The 19,449-nt window shown below is 64.8% G+C and carries 16 protein-coding genes; 9 read left to right on the top strand and 7 right to left on the bottom strand.

The features are described 5' to 3' along the window. The first annotated feature begins 101 nt into the window (after positions 1 to 101). From thiO to aldA, 5 genes are all read left to right on the top strand, one after another. Positions 102 to 1,196 (top strand): glycine oxidase ThiO, encoded by a 1,095-nt coding sequence (gene thiO / locus HW090_RS05970; protein ID WP_179112619.1) that lies wholly within the window; start codon positions 102 to 104, stop codon positions 1,194 to 1,196. Positions 1,197 to 1,235: 39 nt separating this feature from the next. Next, complete coding sequence (locus HW090_RS05965) at positions 1,236 to 1,580, top strand: translation initiation factor Sui1 (protein ID WP_179112618.1); 345 nt, start codon at positions 1,236 to 1,238, stop codon at positions 1,578 to 1,580. Positions 1,581 to 1,639: 59 nt separating this feature from the next. Further along, the gene (gene speA, locus HW090_RS05960) at positions 1,640 to 3,553 is read left to right on the top strand and encodes an arginine decarboxylase (protein ID WP_179112617.1); all 1,914 of its coding nucleotides are present in this window, start codon (positions 1,640 to 1,642) and stop codon (positions 3,551 to 3,553) included. 357 nt (positions 3,554 to 3,910) lie between these two features. Further along, positions 3,911 to 6,100 (top strand): PQQ-dependent dehydrogenase, methanol/ethanol family, encoded by a 2,190-nt coding sequence (locus HW090_RS05955; RefSeq protein ID WP_179112616.1) that lies wholly within the window; start codon positions 3,911 to 3,913, stop codon positions 6,098 to 6,100. Positions 6,101 to 6,163: 63 nt separating this feature from the next. Next, positions 6,164 to 7,600 carry an aldehyde dehydrogenase gene (aldA, locus tag HW090_RS05950; RefSeq protein ID WP_179112615.1) on the top strand — a complete coding sequence of 479 codons (1,437 nt, stop codon included), beginning with the start codon at positions 6,164 to 6,166 and terminating at the stop codon, positions 7,598 to 7,600. A 36-nt stretch (positions 7,601 to 7,636) separates the two neighbouring features. Here aldA and HW090_RS05945 read toward each other — a convergent pair whose 3' ends face one another. The 5 genes from HW090_RS05945 to HW090_RS05925 form a co-directional block, all read right to left on the bottom strand. Continuing rightward, complete coding sequence (locus HW090_RS05945) at positions 7,637 to 9,565, bottom strand: sigma-54-dependent Fis family transcriptional regulator (protein WP_179112614.1); 1,929 nt, start codon at positions 9,563 to 9,565, stop codon at positions 7,637 to 7,639. A 185-nt stretch (positions 9,566 to 9,750) separates the two neighbouring features. Continuing rightward, positions 9,751 to 12,414, bottom strand: coding sequence for a TonB-dependent hemoglobin/transferrin/lactoferrin family receptor (locus tag HW090_RS05940; RefSeq protein ID WP_373416385.1), 2,664 nt, complete (start codon positions 12,412 to 12,414; stop codon positions 9,751 to 9,753). 116 nt (positions 12,415 to 12,530) lie between these two features. Then, on the bottom strand, positions 12,531 to 13,496 hold the full coding sequence (locus tag HW090_RS05935; RefSeq protein WP_179112612.1) for a FecR domain-containing protein: 966 nt from the start codon (positions 13,494 to 13,496) through the stop codon (positions 12,531 to 12,533). Positions 13,497 to 13,559: 63 nt separating this feature from the next. Next, the gene (locus HW090_RS05930) at positions 13,560 to 14,063 is read right to left on the bottom strand and encodes an RNA polymerase sigma factor (protein ID WP_179112611.1); all 504 of its coding nucleotides are present in this window, start codon (positions 14,061 to 14,063) and stop codon (positions 13,560 to 13,562) included. 93 nt (positions 14,064 to 14,156) lie between these two features. Next, complete coding sequence (locus HW090_RS05925; protein ID WP_179112610.1) at positions 14,157 to 15,509, bottom strand: MATE family efflux transporter; 1,353 nt, start codon at positions 15,507 to 15,509, stop codon at positions 14,157 to 14,159. Positions 15,510 to 15,652: 143 nt separating this feature from the next. Between HW090_RS05925 and HW090_RS05920 the strand changes: the two genes are divergently transcribed. The 4 genes from HW090_RS05920 to HW090_RS05905 all read left to right on the top strand — a co-directional run bounded on the left by HW090_RS05920 (position 15,653) and on the right by HW090_RS05905 (position 18,138). Next, a complete protein-coding gene (locus HW090_RS05920; RefSeq protein WP_179112609.1) occupies positions 15,653 to 16,270 on the top strand; it encodes a CoA pyrophosphatase in 618 nt (205 codons plus the stop codon). 109 nt (positions 16,271 to 16,379) lie between these two features. Further along, entirely contained in the window at positions 16,380 to 16,568 is a 189-nt protein-coding gene (locus HW090_RS05915; RefSeq protein ID WP_179112608.1) for a DUF1289 domain-containing protein, read from the top strand. Between the two features lie 23 nt (positions 16,569 to 16,591). After that, positions 16,592 to 17,773, top strand: coding sequence for a formate-dependent phosphoribosylglycinamide formyltransferase (gene purT, locus HW090_RS05910; RefSeq protein WP_179112607.1), 1,182 nt, complete (start codon positions 16,592 to 16,594; stop codon positions 17,771 to 17,773). Between the two features lie 56 nt (positions 17,774 to 17,829). Beyond that, the gene (locus tag HW090_RS05905) at positions 17,830 to 18,138 is read left to right on the top strand and encodes a YqfO family protein (RefSeq protein WP_179112606.1); all 309 of its coding nucleotides are present in this window, start codon (positions 17,830 to 17,832) and stop codon (positions 18,136 to 18,138) included. Between the two features lie 46 nt (positions 18,139 to 18,184). On the opposite strand, the gene HW090_RS05900 is transcribed toward HW090_RS05905, so the two are convergent. Continuing rightward, positions 18,185 to 18,763: a BON domain-containing protein gene (locus tag HW090_RS05900; protein ID WP_179112605.1), complete on the bottom strand. Its 579-nt coding sequence runs from the start codon at positions 18,761 to 18,763 to the stop codon at positions 18,185 to 18,187. After that, complete coding sequence (locus tag HW090_RS05895; RefSeq protein WP_179112604.1) at positions 18,760 to 19,353, bottom strand: phosphoheptose isomerase; 594 nt, start codon at positions 19,351 to 19,353, stop codon at positions 18,760 to 18,762. The genes HW090_RS05900 and HW090_RS05895 overlap by 4 nt, the downstream gene beginning before the upstream one ends. Between the last annotated feature and the right edge of the window lie 96 nt (positions 19,354 to 19,449).

Genomic DNA, 19,449 nt, shown 5'->3' with positions numbered 1-19,449 from the left:
CGCCTGCCAATATTTTTTGTCGTGGGTCCTGTGTTGTAGCCCGGTTCGTCATTCGCTCGAGGTGTGAATCGCGGAAATGTGACGCAGGTAACGGGGGATGTGTGAATAGAGAAACAGTTGTAGTAGGCGCTGGTGTCATAGGCCTGTTGTCGGCCTATTGCCTGGCGCAGGCGGGGGAGCCCGTGGTAGTGCTGGAAGCGGGTTCGGTGGGGAGTGAGTCGTCGTGGGCGGGGGGGGGCATCGTTTCGCCGCTCTATCCCTGGCGCTACAGCGAGGCGGTGACGGCGCTGGCGCACTGGTCGCAAGCCTACTACCCGCGCCTGGGGGCCGAACTGCTGGCGGAGACCGGCATCGACCCGCAGGTGCATGAAACCGGCCTGTACTGGCTGGACCTCGAGGATGAGGCCGAGGCGCTGGCCTGGGCCGAGCGTCAGCAGCGGCCGCTGCGCAAGGTCGCGATGGAGGCGGTGCAGCAGGCCGTACCGCCGCTTGGTGCGGGTTTTTCCTCGGCGATCTTCATGGATGGCGTGGCCAATGTGCGCAATCCGAGGATGTTGCAGTCGCTGCGTTCCGCGCTGCTCAAGTTGCCGAATGCGCGGGTGCTGGAGCATTGCCAGGTCAAGGGCTTCGTCCGCGAAGGTTCGCGCGTGGTGGGTGTCGATACGCTCAAGGGCGAGGTGCGCGGGCAGCGCGTGCTGGTGGCTGCGGGAGCCTGGAGTGGCGAGTTGCTGGCCGGCCTGGGCATCTACCTGCCGGTGAAACCGATGAAAGGGCAGATGATTCTCTACAAGTGCGACAAGGACTTCCTGCCGAGCATGGTGATGGCCCATGGTCGCTATGCCATTCCCCGGCGCGACGGGCATATCCTGGTCGGCAGCACGCTGGAGGATGTCGGTTTCGACAAGCAACCGTCGGAGGAGGCGTTGCTCAGCCTCAAGGCTTCGGCCTGCGAACTGCTGCCGGCACTGGACGGTGCCACGGTGGTCAAGCACTGGGCGGGACTGCGCCCTGGCTCGCCGGAGGGGATTCCCTATATCGGGCCGGTCGAAGGCCACGAAGGGCTCTGGCTGAACACCGGGCACTTCCGCAATGGCCTGGTGCTGGCGCCGGCGTCCTGCCAGGTGCTGCTGGACCTGATCCTGCAGCGCGACGGCGAGATCGATCCGACGCCCTATCTTCCGAATGGCCGGTTATGAGACGTTTCAGCGAAACACTGGCGGGTGAGCGAGGTGAACGTGGCTAAGAAGGGCAGTTCTTTTTCCGATCTGGGAACTCTGGTGTATTCCACCGACGGCGGTCGGCAGCGGCCCCAGTCCGAGCCGCCGAAGCTGCCGGAAGGCGATGGTATCGCCCGTGTGCGGCGCGAGAGCAAGGGGCGTGGCGGCAAGACAGTCACCACCATCGCTGGCGTGCCCCTGCTGCCCGACGCGTTGAAGGCGCTGGCAGGCGAACTGAAACGCCGTTGTGGTACAGGTGGCTCGCTCAAGGACGGGGTGATCGAGATCCAGGGCGATCATGTCCAGGTGCTGATCGACGAGTTGCTGCAACGCGGTTTCAAGGCGAAGAAGTCCGGCGGTTGAGGCGTTTGCCCGTTTACCCGGTCCAACCCCTGTGTGCACTCATTTGGAAGGAGGCTTAGATGCCTGCAAGACGTACGCGCAAAGACGATGGTAGCCAATGGACCGCTGCGGACAGCCGCAGTGTCTACGGTATTCGCCATTGGGGCGCCGGGTATTTCGCGATCAGTGACGCCGGTCGGGTCGAGGTGTTGCCGCGCGGCCCACAGGGCACGCCGATCGACTTCACCGCGCTGATCGAGCAACTGCGCGAGGCCGGGCTGTCGCTGCCGCTGCTGGTGCGCTTCCCGGATATCCTGCAGGACCGTGTGCGCCAGCTCACCGGCGCTTTCGACGCCAATATCCAGCGCTTGGAGTACGGTGCGCGCTACACCGCGCTGTACCCGATCAAGGTCAATCAGCAGGAGGCGGTGGTGGAGAACATCATCGCCACGCAGAACGTCTCCATCGGCCTGGAGGCGGGCTCCAAGCCCGAGCTGATGGCGGTACTGGCGCTGGCGCCGAAGGGCGGCACCATCGTCTGCAACGGCTACAAGGACCGTGAGTTCATCCGTCTGGCGCTGATCGGGCAGAAGCTCGGGCACAGCGTGTTCATCGTCATCGAGAAAGAGTCCGAGGTGGCGCTGCTGATCGAGGAAGCCGCCGAGCTCAAGGTCACGCCGCAGATCGGCCTGCGTGTGCGCCTGTCCTCGCTGGCCTCGTCGAAGTGGGCGGACACCGGTGGTGAGCGCTCCAAGTTCGGTCTGTCCGCCGCGCAGTTGCTGACGGTGATCGAGCGCTTCCGCGCAGCGGGTATCGACCAGGGCATCCGCCTGCTGCACTTCCATATGGGCTCGCAGATCGCCAACCTGGCCGACTACCGCCAGGGCTTTCGCGAGGCCATCCGCTACTACGCGGAACTGCGCGCCCTGGGGCTGCCGGTCGACCATATCGACGTCGGCGGCGGGCTGGGGGTGGACTACGACGGCACCCATTCGCGCAATGCCAGCTCGATCAACTACGACATGGACGACTACGCCGGCACCGTGGTCGGCATGCTCAAGGAGTTCTGCGACCGCCAGGAGTTGCCGCACCCGCATATCTTCTCCGAGAGCGGGCGGGCGATGACCGCGCACCATGCGGTGCTGGTGATGCAGGTGACCGACATCGAACGGCACAACGACGAGGTGCCGCAGATCGACGCGGGGCTGGAGCTGCCGGAGATCGTCCAGTCGCTGGTCGACCTGCTCGGCCCGACCGACCCGGAGATGGTCACCGAGACCTACTGGCGCGCCACCCATTACCTGAGCGAGGCCGGCGCCCAGTACGCGTCGGGCAAGCTGTCGCTGGCGCAGAAGGCGCTGGCCGAGCAGAGCTACTACGCCATCTGTCGCCGCCTGTACAACCAGCTCAAGGCGCGCCAGCGCTCGCACCGTGCGGTGCTCGACGAGTTGAACGACAAACTGGCGGACAAGTACATCTGCAACTTCTCGGTGTTCCAGAGCCTGCCGGATACCTGGGCCATCGAGCAGATCCTGCCGATCGTGCCGTTGCAGCGCCTGGACGAGGAGCCGGTGCGCCGCGCCGTGTTGCAGGACCTGACCTGCGACTCGGACGGCAAGGTCAAGCAGTACATCGACGAGCAGAGCATCGAGAGCAGCATGCCGGTGCACGAGGTGCGGCCCGGCGAGGAATACTTCCTCGGTGTGTTCCTGGTCGGCGCCTATCAGGAAATCCTCGGCGACATGCACAACCTGTTCGGCGACACCGACTCGGTCAACGTCTACCAACGTGAGGACGGCAGCCACTACCACGCCGGCATCGAGACCCACGACACCATCGAGGACATGCTGCGCTACGTGCACCTGTCACCCGAGGAATTGATGACCTACTACCGCGACAAGGTGGCCAGCGCCCGGCTCGGCGCCCGGGAGCGCACCCAGTACATCGACGCCCTGCGCCTGGGGCTGACCCGTTCCTCCTACCTGACGCCCTGACTTCCAGGAGGGCCGTCCATCGGGCCAGTCGCATGCGGCTTTGCTCCCCTCGCCCATTTATGGGAGAGGGGCCGGGGGAGAGGGCTCTTGCGTCTGTTGCCCTCTCCCCAGCCCTCTCCCGCAAGCGGGAGAGGGGGTAGACGCATGCGTTGGCCTCTGTAGCGCTCTTCGCTACAGCTGTTGCGGTGAGCGCTACAGCTGTAGCGCCTCGTGGCAGGTGCCTTCTCCCTGACACTCCCCTGAACACCACGCTCCATGCGGTCTGTGCCCTGAAAGACGGAGCTGGCACAGCGGTTGCTCTGTTTCTCCCAACCCCTGATTCGAGCTCAGGGCGATAACAATAATCGGAGAAACCCCATGAGAGCGATTGGCCTCCCCATGCCTTCCAACTGCCCGCCGTCCGGCTGGCAATCCACCTTTCGGCTTCGCCCCTGCGCATTGTTCGTCGCTTTGCTGCTGGCGACGGGGCTGCCTGCCGCCCAGGCGGGCGAACGGCCCGCCAATGTCGATGGCCAGCGCATCATCGCCGCCGATCAGGAACCGGGTAACTGGATGAGCCACGGGCGTACCTATGACGAGCAGCGCTACAGCCCGCTCAAGGACATCACCGAGCGCAACGTCGACCAGCTCGGCCTGGCCTGGAGCTACAAGCTGGACATCGACCGGGGCGTGGAGGCCACGCCGATCGTCGTCGATGGCGTGATGTACACCACCGGGCCGTTTTCGGTGGTGTACGCGCTGGATGCCAGGAGTGGCGAGCTGATCTGGAAGTACGACCCGCAGTCGGACCGCAGCCGCGCTGGCGAGGCCTGTTGCGATGCGATCAACCGGGGCGTCGCGGTGTGGCAGGGCAAGGTCTATGTCGGCGTGCTGGACGGCCGCCTGGAAGCCATCGATGCCCGTACCGGCCAGCGTGTCTGGTCGGTGGACACCCGCGCCGATCATTCGCGCAGCTACACCATCACCGGCGCGCCACGGGTGGTGAACGGCAAGGTCGTCATCGGCAACGGCGGCGCTGAGTTTGGCGTGCGCGGCTATGTCACTGCCTACGATGCCGAGAGTGGCGAGCAGGCCTGGCGCTTCTACACCGTGCCGGGCGATCCGAAGCTGCCGCCCGAGGACCGTGCCATGGAGATCGCCGCCAAGACCTGGTACGGCGATGCGTTCGTCGAGCAGGGCGGCGGCGGTACCGCCTGGGACTCCTTCGCCTTCGACCCCGAGCTGAACCTGCTGTATATCGGCGTCGGCAACGGTTCGACCTGGGACCCGAAATGGCGCAGCCAGGCCAAGGGCGACAACCTGTTCCTGTCCTCCATCGTCGCGGTCGATGCCGACACCGGCGAATACGCCTGGCACTACCAGACCACGCCGGGCGACGCCTGGGACTACACCGCGACCCAGCACATGATCCTGGCTGAGCTGGAGATCGACGGCCGCGAGCGCAAGGTGCTGATGCAGGCGCCGAAGAACGGCTTCTTCTATGTCATCGACCGCGCCACCGGCGAGCTGATCTCGGCGGAGAACATCGTGCCGATCAACTGGGCCAAGGGCATCGACATGAAGACCGGCCGGCCCATCGTCGATGACGAGGCGGCGGCCTACTGGAAGGACGGCAAGCGCAAGCTGATCACGCCCGGTTTCTGGGGCGCCCACGATTGGCATCCGATGTCGTACAACCCGCAGACCGGGCTGGTCTATATCCCGGCGCACATCATGTCGGCCTATTACGAGCACATTCCGGATGCGCCCAAGCGCAACCCGTTCAAGAGCATGTACCAGCTCGGCCTCAAGACCGGGATGATGCCCGAGGGCGCCGATGAACTGCTGGAAATGGCCAAGACCTGGTCCGGCAAGCTGATCGCCTGGGACCCGGTCAAACAGGCTCCGGCCTGGGAAGTGCCCTATGTGACCATTTTCAACGGCGGCACCCTGACCACTGCCGGCAATCTGGTGTTCGAGGGCAGTGCCGATGGCCGGGTGATCGCCTATGCCGCCGACAGCGGACGCAAACTCTGGGAGCAGCCGGCGGCCAGCGGTGTGATGGCGGCGCCGATCACCTATTCGGTGGATGGCGAACAGTACGTCACCTTCATGGCCGGCTGGGGCGGTGCCTTTTCCACCTTCGCCGGCGCGCTGTCGCTGCGTGCCGGGGTGCAGCCGTTCGCCCAGGTGCTGACCTACAAGCTTGGCGGCACGGCCAAGCTGCGTGAGCCGAGCCCGCCAGCGGATGCGCCCAAGCCACCGCCCCTGACAGGCGATGCGGCGACCGTGGAGACGGGCGGCAAGCTGTATGACGCGCATTGCTCGCAGTGCCACGGCATCCATGCGGTGAGCGGTGGCGTCCTGCCCGACCTGCGCAAGCTGCCCGAAGAGGAGCACCAGCGCTTCCTCGGCACGCTGTTCGGCGGACGCATCCCCGATGGCATGCCGTCGTTCGCCGATGCCTTCACCCCCGAGCAGGTCGGCCAGATTCATCAGTACCTGATCAAGCGCGCCCACGACCTGCAGCAGGAGGGCGATGCCTGGACGCGTTTCAAACCCGAGTGACCCTTGTCCCGGCGTGTGCCGCCACGGCGCACGCCTGTCCGGATTTTCAGAGTGAGAACGACCATGAGCGATATCACCGTCTACCAGAACTACATCGATAATGCCTTCGTCGGCAGCGACAACCTGATCGACGTACGCAACCCGGCCAATGTCGAGTTGCTGGCACGCATTCCCGAGGCCTCGACCGCGCAGGTCGACCGCGCCATCGCTGTCGCCCGTGCTGCGCAGAAAGGCTGGGCGGCCAAGCCTGCGATAGAGCGGGCCGGCTACCTGCGGCGCATTGCGGAAAAGGTGCGCGCCAATGCCGGACGGCTGGCGCGCATCATCACCGCCGAGCAGGGCAAGGTGCCGGCGCTGGCGGAGGTCGAAGTCAACTTCACCGCCGATTACCTGGACTATATGGCCGAGTGGGCGCGCCGCCTGGAAGGCGAGGTGCTGACCAGCGATCGTGCCGGCGAGCATATCTTCCTGTTGCGCAAGCCGCTGGGTGTGGTGGCCGGCATCCTGCCGTGGAATTTCCCGTTCTTTCTTATCGCGCGCAAGATGGCGCCGGCCTTGTTGACCGGCAACACCATCGTCATCAAGCCCAGCGAGGAAACACCGATCAACTGCTTCGAATTTGCCCGTCTGGTTGCGGAAACCGACCTGCCGAGCGGCGTGTTCAACGTGGTCGGCGGCACAGGCGCGGGGGCGGGCAGTGCGCTGACCAGTCATGCCGGCGTCGACCTGATCAGCTTCACCGGCAGCGTCGGCACCGGCTCGCGGATCATGGCCGCCGCCGCGCCAAACATCACCAAGCTGAACCTGGAACTGGGCGGCAAGGCACCGGCCATCGTGCTGGCCGATGCCGATCTGGAACTGGCGGTGAATGCCATCAAGGCCTCGCGGGTGATCAACAGCGGACAGGTGTGCAACTGCGCCGAGCGCGTCTATGTCGAGCGCAAGGTGGCCGATGCCTTTATCGAGCGCATCGGTGCGGCGATGGCTGCGACGCGCTACGGTGACCCGCAGGTCGATGCCAACCTGGACATGGGGCCGCTGATCAACCAGGCCGGTCTCGACAAGGTGGCGCAGATGGTGCGCACGGCAGTCGGGCAGGGTGCCCAGGTGGTGACGGGTGGGGCGGTGGCGGACCTGGGCAAAGGGTTCCACTACCAACCGACGGTGCTGGCCGGTTGCCGCGCCGAGATGGAGATCATGCGCCAGGAGGTGTTCGGCCCGGTGCTGCCGATCCAGATCGTCGACAGCCTGGACGAAGCCATCGCGCTGGCCAACGACAGCGACTACGGGCTGACCTCGTCCCTCTACACGCGCAACCTCAGCGCCGCCCTCAAGGCCAGTCGCGAGCTGGACTTCGGCGAGACCTATATCAACCGCGAGAACTTCGAGGCGATGCAGGGCTTCCATGCCGGCACGCGCAAGTCGGGTATCGGCGGCGCGGATGGCAAGCACGGGCTGTACGAATACACCCATACCCATGTGGTGTACGCGCAGGAGTGACCCGGACGGCAAGCCTCAGGCCTGAGGCTTGCCGCTTCACGGGTAATCGTTGGGTGGCACGATGCCGTGCTTCTTCATGCGCCGGTACAGGGTGGAGCGGGCGATGCCGAGGTCCGCAGCGACGGCGCTGATATTCCAGCGCCGCTCGCGCAGGGTCTCCTGCAACTGGCTGGCCTCATCGTGTGCCGAGCCGGACGGGCCATCGAGCAACTGGGGAGGATTCGCCGCCCTGCCGCTTTGTTGCAGTTCCGGTGGCAGGCAGTCCAGGCTGATGCGCCCCTGCTCGGCCAGGGCCGTGGCGTAGCGCAGGCTGTTGAGCAACTGGCGGATATTGCCGGGCCAGGCCTGGCGCAGCAGCAGCGCACGGGCATCGTCGTCCAGCAGCAGGCCGGGCGCCAGGTCGCGTAGCAGGCTGTCGACCAGGGCATCGCGGTCACTGCGCTCGCGCAGCGGTGGCAGGTTGAGGGTCATGCCGCCAAGGCGGTAGAACAGGTCTTCGCGGAACTGCTTGCCCTGGATCATGCTGGCCAGGTCCTGGTGGGTGGCGGAGATCACCTGGATATCCAGCGGCGTCGGTGACTCGGCCCCGAGGGAGAGGATTTCCCGTTCCGCCAGTACCCGCAGCAGCCGTGTCTGCAAGTGCGCCGGCATGTCGCCGATCTCGTCGAGAAAGAGCGTGCCACCATTGGCCAGTTCCAGCTTGCCCTTCATGCCCTTGCGGTTAGCACCGGTGAAGCTACCGCCGCGATAACCGAATAGTTCGCTCTCGATCAGGCTTTCCGGAATCGCCGCGCAATTGAGCGCGACGAACGGGCCATTGTGCCGGGCACTGGCCTGGTGGATGGCGCGGGCGAAGGCTTCCTTGCCGGTGCCGGTTTCCCCGTTGATGAGGATGGCGATGTCCTTGTCCAGCACCTTGCGCAACCGGCGCACGCCCTCTTGCAGGCGGGCATCGCCGCCGGCCAGCCGCTCCAGCCCGGGGTGGTCATGCGCCTGGGGACGCCTGGCCACGGTGCTGCGGCTGCTCGGCGTGGCCGGCGTGCGCAGGCCGATGTCCAGCAACCCTTCGTCGATCCGGGCGCGCAGCCGTACGCCCCGTGCGCCGCCGTGGCTCAGGCTCAGCAGTTCGTCGATGCCAGCCGGCAGCAGTTGTTCGATGGAACTGCCAAGCAGATCAAGATGGTGCTGTTGCTGGTAAGTGGTGAAGGCTGCGTGGTTGGCGCCGATGATGCGGCCCTGTTCGTCCAGCGCGAGCAGTTGCTCGTTGGCCAGGTCGGCGATGTCTTCGTGGGCCTTGAGGGAGAGCGTCAGCCGGTCGCGGTAGCGCTGGCGGAAACTGGCGTTCTCGATCAGGCGAGCGTAGAGGATCACCAGTTGCAGGGTCAGGTATTGCGATTCCTTGGGGCCGTCGCTGTTCAGGCAGGTGGCGTTCAGGCAGCCGCGCAGATTGTTCTGTGCATCGTAGATCGGTGCCACCGAGCAGCTCAGGCGGAAGTTGGACACCAGGAAGTGTTCCTGCCGATGGATGGTCATCGGCTGGCCCGCTGCCAGGGTGGTGCCGATGCCGTTGGTGCCGGCGATGGATTCGTCCCAGCGGGTGCCGACCATCAGGCCGGCGCGGGTGTAGGTTTCCTGCTGGCGGGGCAGTCGGGTGTCCAGGGTCACGCCCTGTTCGTCGCTGAGCAGCACGGCGAAACCGGCCGGGTTGACGCGCTTGGCCAGCCCGCTCAGGCCCTGGCCGGCGATGGCCAGGTAGTCCTGGTGCTGCAACTGGTGTTCGCGGATTTCCGCGGCAGTGAGGACGGTCTTCTCGGCCTGGCCATGGGGGTCGAGGCGGTGCTGCATGACGCTGCGGTACCAGGAGCGGGCGATCAACCCGTCGGGGCTGATGCCTCGACCGGGAAAGTGATCGGCGACGAAGGCGGCAAGGTCGCTCGGGGCGGTTTCCAGGGCATGACGGGTCATGGGCACTCCCGTGGGCCGCGAGGCGTGCTGCGGCCTATTTTTGTTCTGGTGAGGTCGTGGATTGCTTCCTGCGGGCAGGTCAACGATACATCGCTATGGCGCAGCATACAGTCATCCGTTGGATGAATGGTGCGTGGCGGAGCGGGAATCCTCCGTGCCAGCGCCGCCAGCACGGAGGGCTTGCTTCAGAAACGGTATTCGACGGTGCCCTGCACGGTGCGGCCACGGCCCAGGGTGTAGGAGAGGTAGTCGCCGTACTGGGTGACATAGGCCACGTTGGTCAGGTTCTCCACCGAGCCACGCAGGGTCAGGCTGTCGCTTACCTTGAAACTCGCGTACAGGTCGTAGAGGGTGTAGGCGGCCCAGTCGGCATCATAGATGTTCTGGATATAACCACCGTAGTTATTTGTTTTGAGGTCAGATTGATAGCCGGGGGTGTAGCGGACGATCACACCGGCATCCAGCCGCCGGTCGAAGGCGCGTCCCCCCAGGGTCAGCGAGCCACGGTCGCCGGGGCGTTGCTGGGTCGAGGTGAAGGCCTGTGCCATCTGGCAATTGGAGTAATTGGCACTGTCGACCGGCTCTTCGTAATAATTACCCGCACTGCCTCCCACGGTTACCTGGCCACCGAGGTAACGAACCACCGAGCAAAAGTCGTTCTCACCAATCATCCGCGTCCAGCTCAGGCTGGTGTAGGCGAAACCGGCATCATAGTCGAGCTGGAACTCCAGTCCACGGAAGCGCATGGTCGCCAGGTTGTTGACATAGGCGGTATCGCCCATGTTGGCCACCGGGCTGTAGCCTGGCAGGCCACGGCCTATGGCTTGGTAGATATAGTTGTCGATCTTGCTGTCGAACCAGGCCAGTTTGGCGCCCAGGCGATCCTCGCTGAACAGCAGGCCGTTGTGCAGGGTGTTCATGCCCACTTCCCATGAGCGGGAGCGTTCCGGGTCGAGGAAAGGGTTGGGGTAGACACTGTCGGACGTGTGGGCACTGCCCATTGCCAGCGTCTCGGTAGTGGCTGCCGGACGCCAGGCCTTGCCGTAGTTGGCAAACAGTTCCAGCCAGTCGAGACCGGGCTTGATCGCGATGGCCAGGGTGGGCGACAGCTTGCCCGCTTCGCGGTCCACGTCGTATTCCTGCCAGGACCTGATTGTGCCGGGACAACGGCTGATCCGCGTCTCGGTGCAAGGGTTGTCGATGGTGAAGGGCAGTCTTTTTACCGTCAGGCCGGTAATGCCGCGCAGGCGATAGCGGTCGTAGCGCAAGCCGGCCTGCAGCGTCAGCCAGTCGTCGTAGCCGTAGTCCAGGCTGGCGAACAGGCTGCTCATGGTGCGTTTCCCGGTGGGTGTCACGCTGCTGGCCACTTCTCGGGTGGAGTCGCTGCTGGCCTTGTCGTGGAAGATGTCGAGGCCGTAGTTGGCGCTCAACTGGTGGCCGTCCAGGGTCGAGAGCAGTTGCGAGGTGTTGTCCAGTTGCAGGCCGTAGGTCTGCACGCGGGTGTCGATCTGGTAGCTCAGCGTGCGACTGACGACGTCGCTGTCATCGTCGGTGTCGACGTGGTAGAGCTTGGCCTTGAGGTCCAGCCAATCGTTGTCCTGGGGTTGCAGGCTGTAGTCTAGCGCAAGGTTGCGCGACAGCACGTTGCTCTTGCCGGCGTAGCTCCAGGCCGGGTCGGTGTTGCCCAGGGTACCGGCGTTGGGCGAGGACACCTGGGTCTGCAGGTAGCTCAGTTGCACGCGCTGGTCGCCGGGCAGGTTCAGGCCGAACTTGGCCATGCGCGAACGCATGGTGTACTCGGAGTAGAGGACTTCGCTCTTGACCCGGTCGAGGAACTGCGCGCGTGCGGCATCGCTCATCAGGTCGGAGATGCGGATGCCGCTGATGTCGCCATGCTGGCCAGGCTGGTAGTTGCCCAGGTGACGTTCGCTGGCGCCGAGCAGGATGTCGCCGAGGTCGTTGCCGATGGCGAGCATGCCGCTGCCGATGAAGTGGGTGCCGTTGTCGCCGCTGGTGGCGCTCAGGCGTCCACCGATTTCCTTGCCGGGCTCGAGGAACTCGCGGGCGTCGTAGGTGCTGAACGTGGTGATGCCACCCTCGGCGCCGGCACCGCCGACACCGCTGCTCGGGCCTTTGTTGACGGTCACACCGGACAGCAGTTCCGGGTCGATGTACATGGTGCCGTTGCGCTGGCCGTGGCCACTTTTCTGGAAGTTCTGGCGCATGCCGTCGATGTTCATGTTGACCCGGCCATAGTCCTGGATGCCGCGAATGTTCACGGACAGGGCCGGGTCCTGCTGGCTGACCGCGGAGTAGACACCGGTGGTCTGTTCGAGCATGTCGGCGGCGTGCCGTGCCGGGCGACGCTCCAGTTGTTCGCGGTCGATCACGGAGACCGAGCGAGGTGTCTTGTAGACCCAGTCGTTCGGGCTGTCGGACTGGATGTCGATATGCCCCAGATGAATGGCCTGCTCGCTCGTGGATGTCAGGTTGAACAACTGCACGCTTGGGCGCTTGCCGGTCTGCTGCTGGCTGTAGCCGATACCTGTGCCGGACAGGAGCCGCCGCAAGCCCTGCTCGATGGAGTACTGGCCTTGCAGTGGGGCGGACTCCAGCCCATTCAGCTCGACTTCACCGACCAGCAGGTCGATGCCGGCCTGGCTGGCGAAACGTAGCAAGGCTTCTCGCAGGGGCTGGGCCGGGATATCGAACGATCGTGTACTGGCCAGTGCGTTCCCGGAAGCCTCGCTGGCCATCTGTGGGGTCGCTGCCTGGGCCATGCCGGTGGATGCCGCGCAGGTGGCGAGAATGCCCAGACCCACGGCCCGCGCCAGTACCCCGATGTTCATCTGTTGCATCGTTGATCCTCTGTCATGCTAATGAAAATGCCTTGCATTAGCGTTGACGGGCGATGTTCGGAGTCAGGTAAAAATAATCGTTTTATTTTTCGAGCGATGTGGGCGGCTCATTTCACCAGCAGGGCAATGCCTGGCAGGCGCACGACTTTCAGGCCATGCTGCGCGGCCATCCGGTCCAGGCCATCGTCCAGGTTATCGAGGTGCAACAGGCCACTCACCGGGGTGTCGGCTTGTTCGCTGTCCAGCAGTTTCAGCAGGCCGGGGCGGAAGGTACCGATACGCTCCAGCGCATGGGCCAGGGGCTCCTGGCGAAACTCCAGTACGCCACGGCTCCAGTCCGCGGCCCTCTCGGGGTTTTCGTCGAGGCGCCGTATGCCGAAGGCACTGCTGTAGCGGACCGTCTGGCCCTGCTCAAGCTCTATGCGCTGCTGGTCCAGGCTCACGGCCACCCGGTGTTCGAGAATGCCGACCCAGGTGCCGGCAGAGCCTTCGTCGCGTACCAGAAAGCGCGTTCCCAGTGCCTCCGAGCGACCCCCGGCATTCTCCACGATGAAGGGCCTTGGCTCGCCGGCATTGACCGGTGCCGGCTCGAACAGCGCCTCGCCGCGCAGCAGTTTTACCCGGCGGATCTCTCGGTCGTAGGCCACGTCCAGGGCGGCATGGCTGCCGAGGTGGATCCGGCTGCCATCGTCGAGCTGGACGACACGGGTTTCGCCTGTCGCGGTACGGTAGTCCGCCAGCAGGGGTGGCAGTTCTTCCGTGGCGAAAAAGCCCAGGCATACGGCCAGGATACTGGCAGCGGCAGCGCCCCAGCGGGCCTGGCGGCGCGGGCGCCTGGGCCTGACCGGCGCTGCGGGTACAGCGGGCAGTGTCCGGGCGACGCGCAGGGGCGGCAGCGGGGGCAGTTCGGCGGTCATGGCCCAGACCCTTTCCGCCTCGGCCAATGCATCGGCATGCCGGGGGTCGATCTGGAGCCATTGCTCCAGGGCATGGAAGTCCTGTTCGTCGAGACTTTCCATGTTCTGGCGCATCGCCCACTCTGCTGCCTGCAGGAGGATGCGTTCGTCACTCATCGGCCATGCCCTTTTTTCCTCCATGAGGGGTAAGACGGCTGTGCCGTGCATTCGAGTAAAAAATCATTCCCGCTCTCCCGTGCGGGCGACGAGAAAGGCGATTGCCAGGGTCAGGTGCTTCTGCACAGAGCTGACGGATACGTCCAACTGCCGGGCGGTTTCTGCGTAGCTCAGGCCTTCGAGCCGGCACAGGCGGAAAATCTCCAGGCTGCGCGCTGGCAACTCGTGCAGTGCGCCATTGAGTCGCTCCAGTTGCTGCTGGGCTTGCACGCGCAGTTCGGGGCCAGGTGTATCGTCGGGGAGTTCTTCCAGCAGCGTATCGCCGACCTGTTCGGTACGTGCCTGGTTGTGATTGCGGCGGTGGTCGATCAACAGGTGGTTGGCGATGGTGAACAGGTAGGACAGCGGGTTGTCCGGTGGCGGTTCGTCCCGTTGCAGAAGCCGTGCGAAGCACTCCTGGGTCAGGTCTGCCGCCAGTTCCGGTTGTCGTGTCTTGAGTAGCAGATAGCGCCGCAGGCGCTCCGAGTATTCGGCATAGATGCGCTCGACTTCTTCTTCTGAGGCCATGTGATGCCGATGATCGTTCTGCCAAAATTGAAATGGTATTGTTTCTCATTGTCTTGATGGCCGGCAAGTGGCCTGCAGGCGGAGGCAGGCAGGTCATGCCTGTTCTGGCTTGTCGAACCAGGCGTCAGCACGCTGCAAGCGCAGGGCGATCACGCCGAGGCAGGCACTGCGCAACAGCATGAAGGCGAGGAAGGCCAGCCATAGCCCGTGGTTGCCCAGCGGCTGCAAGGCCCAGGCCAGGGGCAGGGCAAGGATGAAGGCGGCCAGCATCGCGTTACGCATTTCACGGGCCCGTGTGGCACCGATGAACAGGCCGTCGAGCAGGTAGCTCCAGACTGCGATCAGCGGCAGCGCGGCGAGGTAGGGCAGGTAGGTGATGGCTGACTGGCGCACTTCGGCGATATCGGTCTGCATCTGTATGAACAGGTGTCCTGCGCCCAGGAAGAACAGGCCGAACGCTAGGCTGACCAGCAACGACCAGCCGCCCGTGACCACCAGTACCCGCCACAATTGCAGGCGCTTGCGGGCGCCTATGGCGTGTCCGCTCAGGGCTTCCAGCGCATGGGCCAGACCATCCAGCGCGTGGGCTGTCAGCAGCAGCCCGTTGAGCAGCAAGGCATTGGCCGCGACGGTGGCATCGCCGAGCCGTGTGCCCTGCACCGTCAGGCCGAGGAAGACCAGTTGCAACGCCAGCGAGCGGATGAAGATATCCCGGTTCACGCCCAGCAGCGGGCGCCAGTTGCTCCAGCGCCGCAGGGCCTGCCAGTCCGCCTTGCCAGGATAGCGGCGCAAGGCCGGACGGGTCAGGCAGAGGCCGAGCAGGGCGCCGCTGTACTCGGCGATCACCGAGGCCCAGGCCGCGCCGGGCACGCCCCAGGAGAAACCGAGGATGAACAGCAGGTCGAGCAGGATATTGACCAGGTTGGTGACCAGCAGGATGGCCAGGGGAACTCGCGCGTTCTGCGTGCCGAGGAACCAGCCGACCAGTGCGTAATTGGCCAGCGCTGCCGGCAGGCCGAGCAGGCGGATATGGAAGAAATCCTCGGTGAGGTCGTTCAGCTCCGCCGAGGGTTGCATCAGGTGCAGCAGCGCCTGCTTGAACGGCAAGGCGCAGAAGCCGAGCAGCAGGGCCAGCGTTCCGGCCAGCAGCAATCCTTGCAACAGCACCTGGCGCAGGGCAGCACCATCGCCGCGCCCACTGGCTTGAGCGGTGAAGCCGGTGGTGCCCATGCGCAGGAAGCCCATCGACCACACCAGCAGCGTATAGAGGCTACCCCCAACGGCCACTGCCGCCAGTTGGTGGGCGTGGGGCAGGTGGCCGACCACGGCGCTGTCCACCAGCACCATCAGCGGCACGGAGAGATTGGACAGGATCATGGGCGCGGCCAGCGCCCAGACCCGGCGATGGGTCGGCCTGTGGCGCCAGGCGGTCGACAGATGGCGCATGCGGGGCTCCAGAGTGGCTGCGCACTATACGCGCCACGAGCGCGAGCCGCAGCCATCGGCGGGAATGACGCGCGCCTCGATGGGTGCTGTGCGTCCTGCTTCTTTCATGCCATGATGCGGCGAAAGACAAAGCGAGAAGAATCATGTTGGAAACGCTCATCCAACGTGTGCGTGATTACTCCCCGCACCTCATGCCCACCTCCAGTCGCTACCCCGAAGCCGCCGTGCTGATGCCGGTGACGCGTAGCGACGACCCCGAACTGATACTGACGCTACGCGCCAGTGGCTTGTCCACCCATGGTGGCGAAGTGGCCTTCCCCGGAGGCCGGCGTGACCCCGAGGACACCGACTTCATCAGCACCGCCCTGCGCGAGGCCGAGGAGGAGGTCGGCCTGCCGCCCGGCATGGTGGAAATCGTCGGGCCGCTGAGCAGCCTGGTTTCGACCTATGGCATCCACGTCACGCCGGTGGTTGGCATCGTGCCGGACTATGTCGAGTACCGCGCCAACGACGACGAGATTGCCTCGGTCTTCTCCGTGCCTCTGGATTTCTTCTGCCAGGACCCGCGTGAGTTCACCCACCGTATCGATTACCGTGGGCAGTCCTGGTACGTGCCCTGCTATCGCTACGAGGACTACCAGATCTGGGGGCTCACCGCGATTATGATCGTCGAGCTGGTCAACCTGGTGTACGGCGCGGGTATCGAGTTGCGTAATGCGTCCGCCTCCTTTATCGACCTGAGCCCGCGCCGTTCCCGGTGAGCTGTGACGCTTCACCGGGCGTCCTTGCTCCGGCTTCCAACTTGCGGCTTGCCGCCTGGCCTTGCATCATTGCCGACCAATCGATTGCCTGTCCCTGGACCCCACGACGATGGAAAAGGAAAAACCGGTTGCCTCGCCGTGTGTGAGCATTTGTGCACTCGATCAGCTGGATATCTGCATCGGTTGCCAACGCAGTATCGATGAGATATTGCGCTGGAGCCGGATGAACAATGACGAGCGCCGTGAGGTGCTCGTGCGTTGCCACGAGCGGGCGAAGTCCGCTGGGCTGCTTCTCTGAAACCCATTACCTGAGGAATTCCCATGCCACGTATTGGTACTCCCCTGTCGTCCAGCGCGACCCGTGTCCTCTTGTGTGGCTCTGGCGAGCTGGGCAAGGAACTGGTCATCGAGCTGCAGCGTCTCGGGGTCGAGGTGATCGCGGTGGACCGTTATGCCGACGCCCCGGCGATGCAGGTCGCCCATCGTCATCATGTGGTCGATATGCTGGATGGCGCGGCCCTGCGTGCCGTGATCGAGCAGGAAAAGCCGCATTACATCGTGCCCGAGATCGAGGCCATCGCCACGGCCACGCTGGTGGAGTTGGAGCATGAGGGCTACACCGTCATCCCGACGGCACGCGCGACTCAACTGACCATGAACCGCGAAGGCATTCGTCGGTTGGCGGCTGAAGAACTGGGCCTGCCGACCTCAGCCTATCGCTTCGCCGATACGCTGGACGAGTTCCGTGCGGGTACGCAAGCCGTGGGCTTCCCCTGCCTGATCAAGCCGGTCATGAGTTCGTCCGGAAAGGGCCAGTCCGTCCTGCGCAGCGAGGCCGATATCGAGGCCGCCTGGGACTATGCGCAAGCGGGAGGGCGTGCCGGCAAAGGGCGGGTGATCGTCGAGGGCTTCATCGACTTCGACTACGAAATCACCTTGCTGACCGTGCGCCATGCAGGTGGCACCACGTTCTGCCAGCCGGTTGGCCATCGCCAAGAGAAAGGCGACTACCAGGAGTCCTGGCAGCCCCAGGCGATGACGCCCGCGGCACGTGCAGAGGCCGAGCGGATCGCCCTGGCGGTGACCGAGGCGCTGGGGGGGCGTGGCGTGTTCGGCGTGGAGCTGTTCGTCAAAGGCGACAAGGTCTGGTTCTGCGAGATTTCCCCTCGTCCGCACGATACCGGCCTGGTCACTCTGGTGTCCCAGGACCTGTCCGAGTTCGCGCTGCATGCGCGGGCGATCCTGGGGCTGCCGATTCCGGCCATCCGCCAGTTCGGTCCGTCCGCCTCAGCGGTGGTGCTGGTGCAGGGCGAGTCGGCCAGCGTCAGCTTCGGCAATCTCGGGGCGGCGCTGGCTGAGGCGGATACGTCGCTGCGGCTGTTCGGCAAGCCTGGCGTCAGCGGACAGCGCCGTATGGGCGTGGCGCTGGCGCGTGACGAAAGCCTCGAAAGCGCCCGTGCCAAGGCGTTGCGCGCGGCGCAGGCGGTGAATGTGCAGCTCTGATAGGCGCGCAAGCGCAGGGGCACGTGCGAGCGCGCCCCGCAGTGCTGGAGGGAGTGATGCACAAACTGTGTTTTTTCGTGCCTGACAGCCATGTCGAGCAGGTCAAGGCGGCGATCTTCGATGCCGGTGGCGGGCGTCTGGGCGACTACGACCACTGCTGCTGGCAAGTGCTGGGGCAAGGCCAGTTCCGGCCGCTGGCCGGCAGCGATCCCTTCATCGGCGAGCAAGGGCGGGTGGAACGCCTGCCTGAGTGGAAGGTGGAACTGGTGCTGGAGGATGGGCTGGTCGATGCCTGTATCACGGCGCTGAGGGCCAGCCATCCCTACCAGACCCCGGCGTACGAGGTCTGGCCGGTCAGGCTCTGAGCGACAGGCTTGCCGCCAGCGTCACGGTTTCTGATACACGCGACGCTCAGTCGATATATTCGAACAGCTTGACGATACGCTGGACGCCGGAGACGCCCTGGACCAGATTGGTCGCGCGGTTGCCCTCGGCCTGGGTCACGAGGCCCAGCAGGTAGACGATGCCGTTTTCCGTGATCACCTTGATGCGCGAGCCGGGGACGCTGTTGTCGGTCAGCATCTGGCTCTTGATCTTGGTCGTCAGCCAGGTGTCGTTGCTACGCGCCAGGGCTGATGAGGGTTGCAGTATCTGCAGCTCGTTGTGCACGCGCTTGACGCGCTGGACGGCGCTGGCTTCCTGCTCGGCCCGTTGCTTGAGTTCCTGGCGGGGCGTCTGCCCCGCGAGCAGGACCACGCCGTTGTAGCTGGCGACGACGATGCGCGAGGCGTTTTCCAGGTCAGGACTGGCCTTGGCGATATTCACCGCGACCTTGGTTTCGATCAGCGAGTCGTCGATCTTGCTGCCGATGGTGCGCGTGCCCCGGTTGTCCTCGATCGGTTTGTCGCGGGTCGCGGTCAGTACCGAACTGCAGCCGGTAACCGCTACGCACAGGCTCAGTGCAATGACGGACAAGGCGCTCTTGTTCATTCCTCACTCCCGAACAGTTGGTTGTCGATCAGGTCGCACAGGCAGTGGATGGCCAGCAGGTGGACTTCCTGGATGCGTGCGGTGACCTTGGACGGTACGCGGATCTCGATGTCTTCCGGCAGCAGCAAGGACGCCATTCCGCCACCGTCGCGACCGGTCAGGGCGACCACCAGCATCTCGCGGTCGTGGGCGGCCTGGATGGCCTGGATGACGTTGGCGGAGTTGCCGCTGGTGGAGATCGCCAGCAACACGTCGCCCGGTTGGCCGAGGGCGCGAATCTGCTTGGAGAAGACTTCGTTGTAGCTGTAGTCGTTGGCAATCGATGTGATGGTCGAGCTGTCGGTGGTCAGGGCGATGGCCGGCAGGCTGGGGCGCTCGCGCTCGAAGCGGTTGAGCAGTTCCGAGGAAAAGTGCTGGGCATCGCCGGCAGAGCCGCCATTGCCGCAGGAGAGAATCTTGCCTTCGCTGAGCAGGGCATTGACCATCGCCTGGCCAGCCTGCTCGATGCTGGGTGCGAGGACCTGCATGGCTTGCTGCTTGGTGTCGATGCTCGCCTGGAACAGTTGGCGAATACGGTTTTGCATATCCATCGATAGTTGACCTTCGGTTGGCTGGCGGGCCTCATGGCCGTGGCACGGGAATGCTAGGGGCTGTTGCCGTTTCGTTGCAAGCGCGCAGGGCAGCAT

This window comes from Pseudomonas sp. ABC1 (genome assembly GCF_013395055.1).
In the GTDB taxonomy this organism is placed as follows: Bacteria; Pseudomonadota; Gammaproteobacteria; order Pseudomonadales; family Pseudomonadaceae; genus Stutzerimonas.
Note: the sequence above shows the minus strand (reverse complement) of the source record. Positions and strands in the feature narration are given on the sequence as shown.

Coding starts and splice junctions, on each gene's coding strand:
- speA (WP_179112617.1), top strand. CDS start 1,640: ATGCCTGCAAGACGTACGCGCAAAGACGATGGTAGCCAATGGACCGCT.
- HW090_RS05955 (WP_179112616.1), top strand. CDS start 3,911: ATGAGAGCGATTGGCCTCCCCATGCCTTCCAACTGCCCGCCGTCCGGC.
- aldA (WP_179112615.1), top strand. CDS start 6,164: ATGAGCGATATCACCGTCTACCAGAACTACATCGATAATGCCTTCGTC.
- HW090_RS05945 (WP_179112614.1), bottom strand. CDS start 9,565: ATGACCCGTCATGCCCTGGAAACCGCCCCGAGCGACCTTGCCGCCTTC.
- HW090_RS05940 (WP_373416385.1), bottom strand. CDS start 12,414: ATGAACATCGGGGTACTGGCGCGGGCCGTGGGTCTGGGCATTCTCGCC.
- HW090_RS05935 (WP_179112612.1), bottom strand. CDS start 13,496: ATGAGTGACGAACGCATCCTCCTGCAGGCAGCAGAGTGGGCGATGCGC.
- HW090_RS05930 (WP_179112611.1), bottom strand. CDS start 14,063: ATGGCCTCAGAAGAAGAAGTCGAGCGCATCTATGCCGAATACTCGGAG.
- HW090_RS05925 (WP_179112610.1), bottom strand. CDS start 15,509: ATGCGCCATCTGTCGACCGCCTGGCGCCACAGGCCGACCCATCGCCGG.
- HW090_RS05920 (WP_179112609.1), top strand. CDS start 15,653: ATGTTGGAAACGCTCATCCAACGTGTGCGTGATTACTCCCCGCACCTC.
- HW090_RS05915 (WP_179112608.1), top strand. CDS start 16,380: ATGGAAAAGGAAAAACCGGTTGCCTCGCCGTGTGTGAGCATTTGTGCA.
- purT (WP_179112607.1), top strand. CDS start 16,592: ATGCCACGTATTGGTACTCCCCTGTCGTCCAGCGCGACCCGTGTCCTC.
- HW090_RS05905 (WP_179112606.1), top strand. CDS start 17,830: ATGCACAAACTGTGTTTTTTCGTGCCTGACAGCCATGTCGAGCAGGTC.
- HW090_RS05900 (WP_179112605.1), bottom strand. CDS start 18,763: ATGAACAAGAGCGCCTTGTCCGTCATTGCACTGAGCCTGTGCGTAGCG.
- HW090_RS05895 (WP_179112604.1), bottom strand. CDS start 19,353: ATGGATATGCAAAACCGTATTCGCCAACTGTTCCAGGCGAGCATCGAC.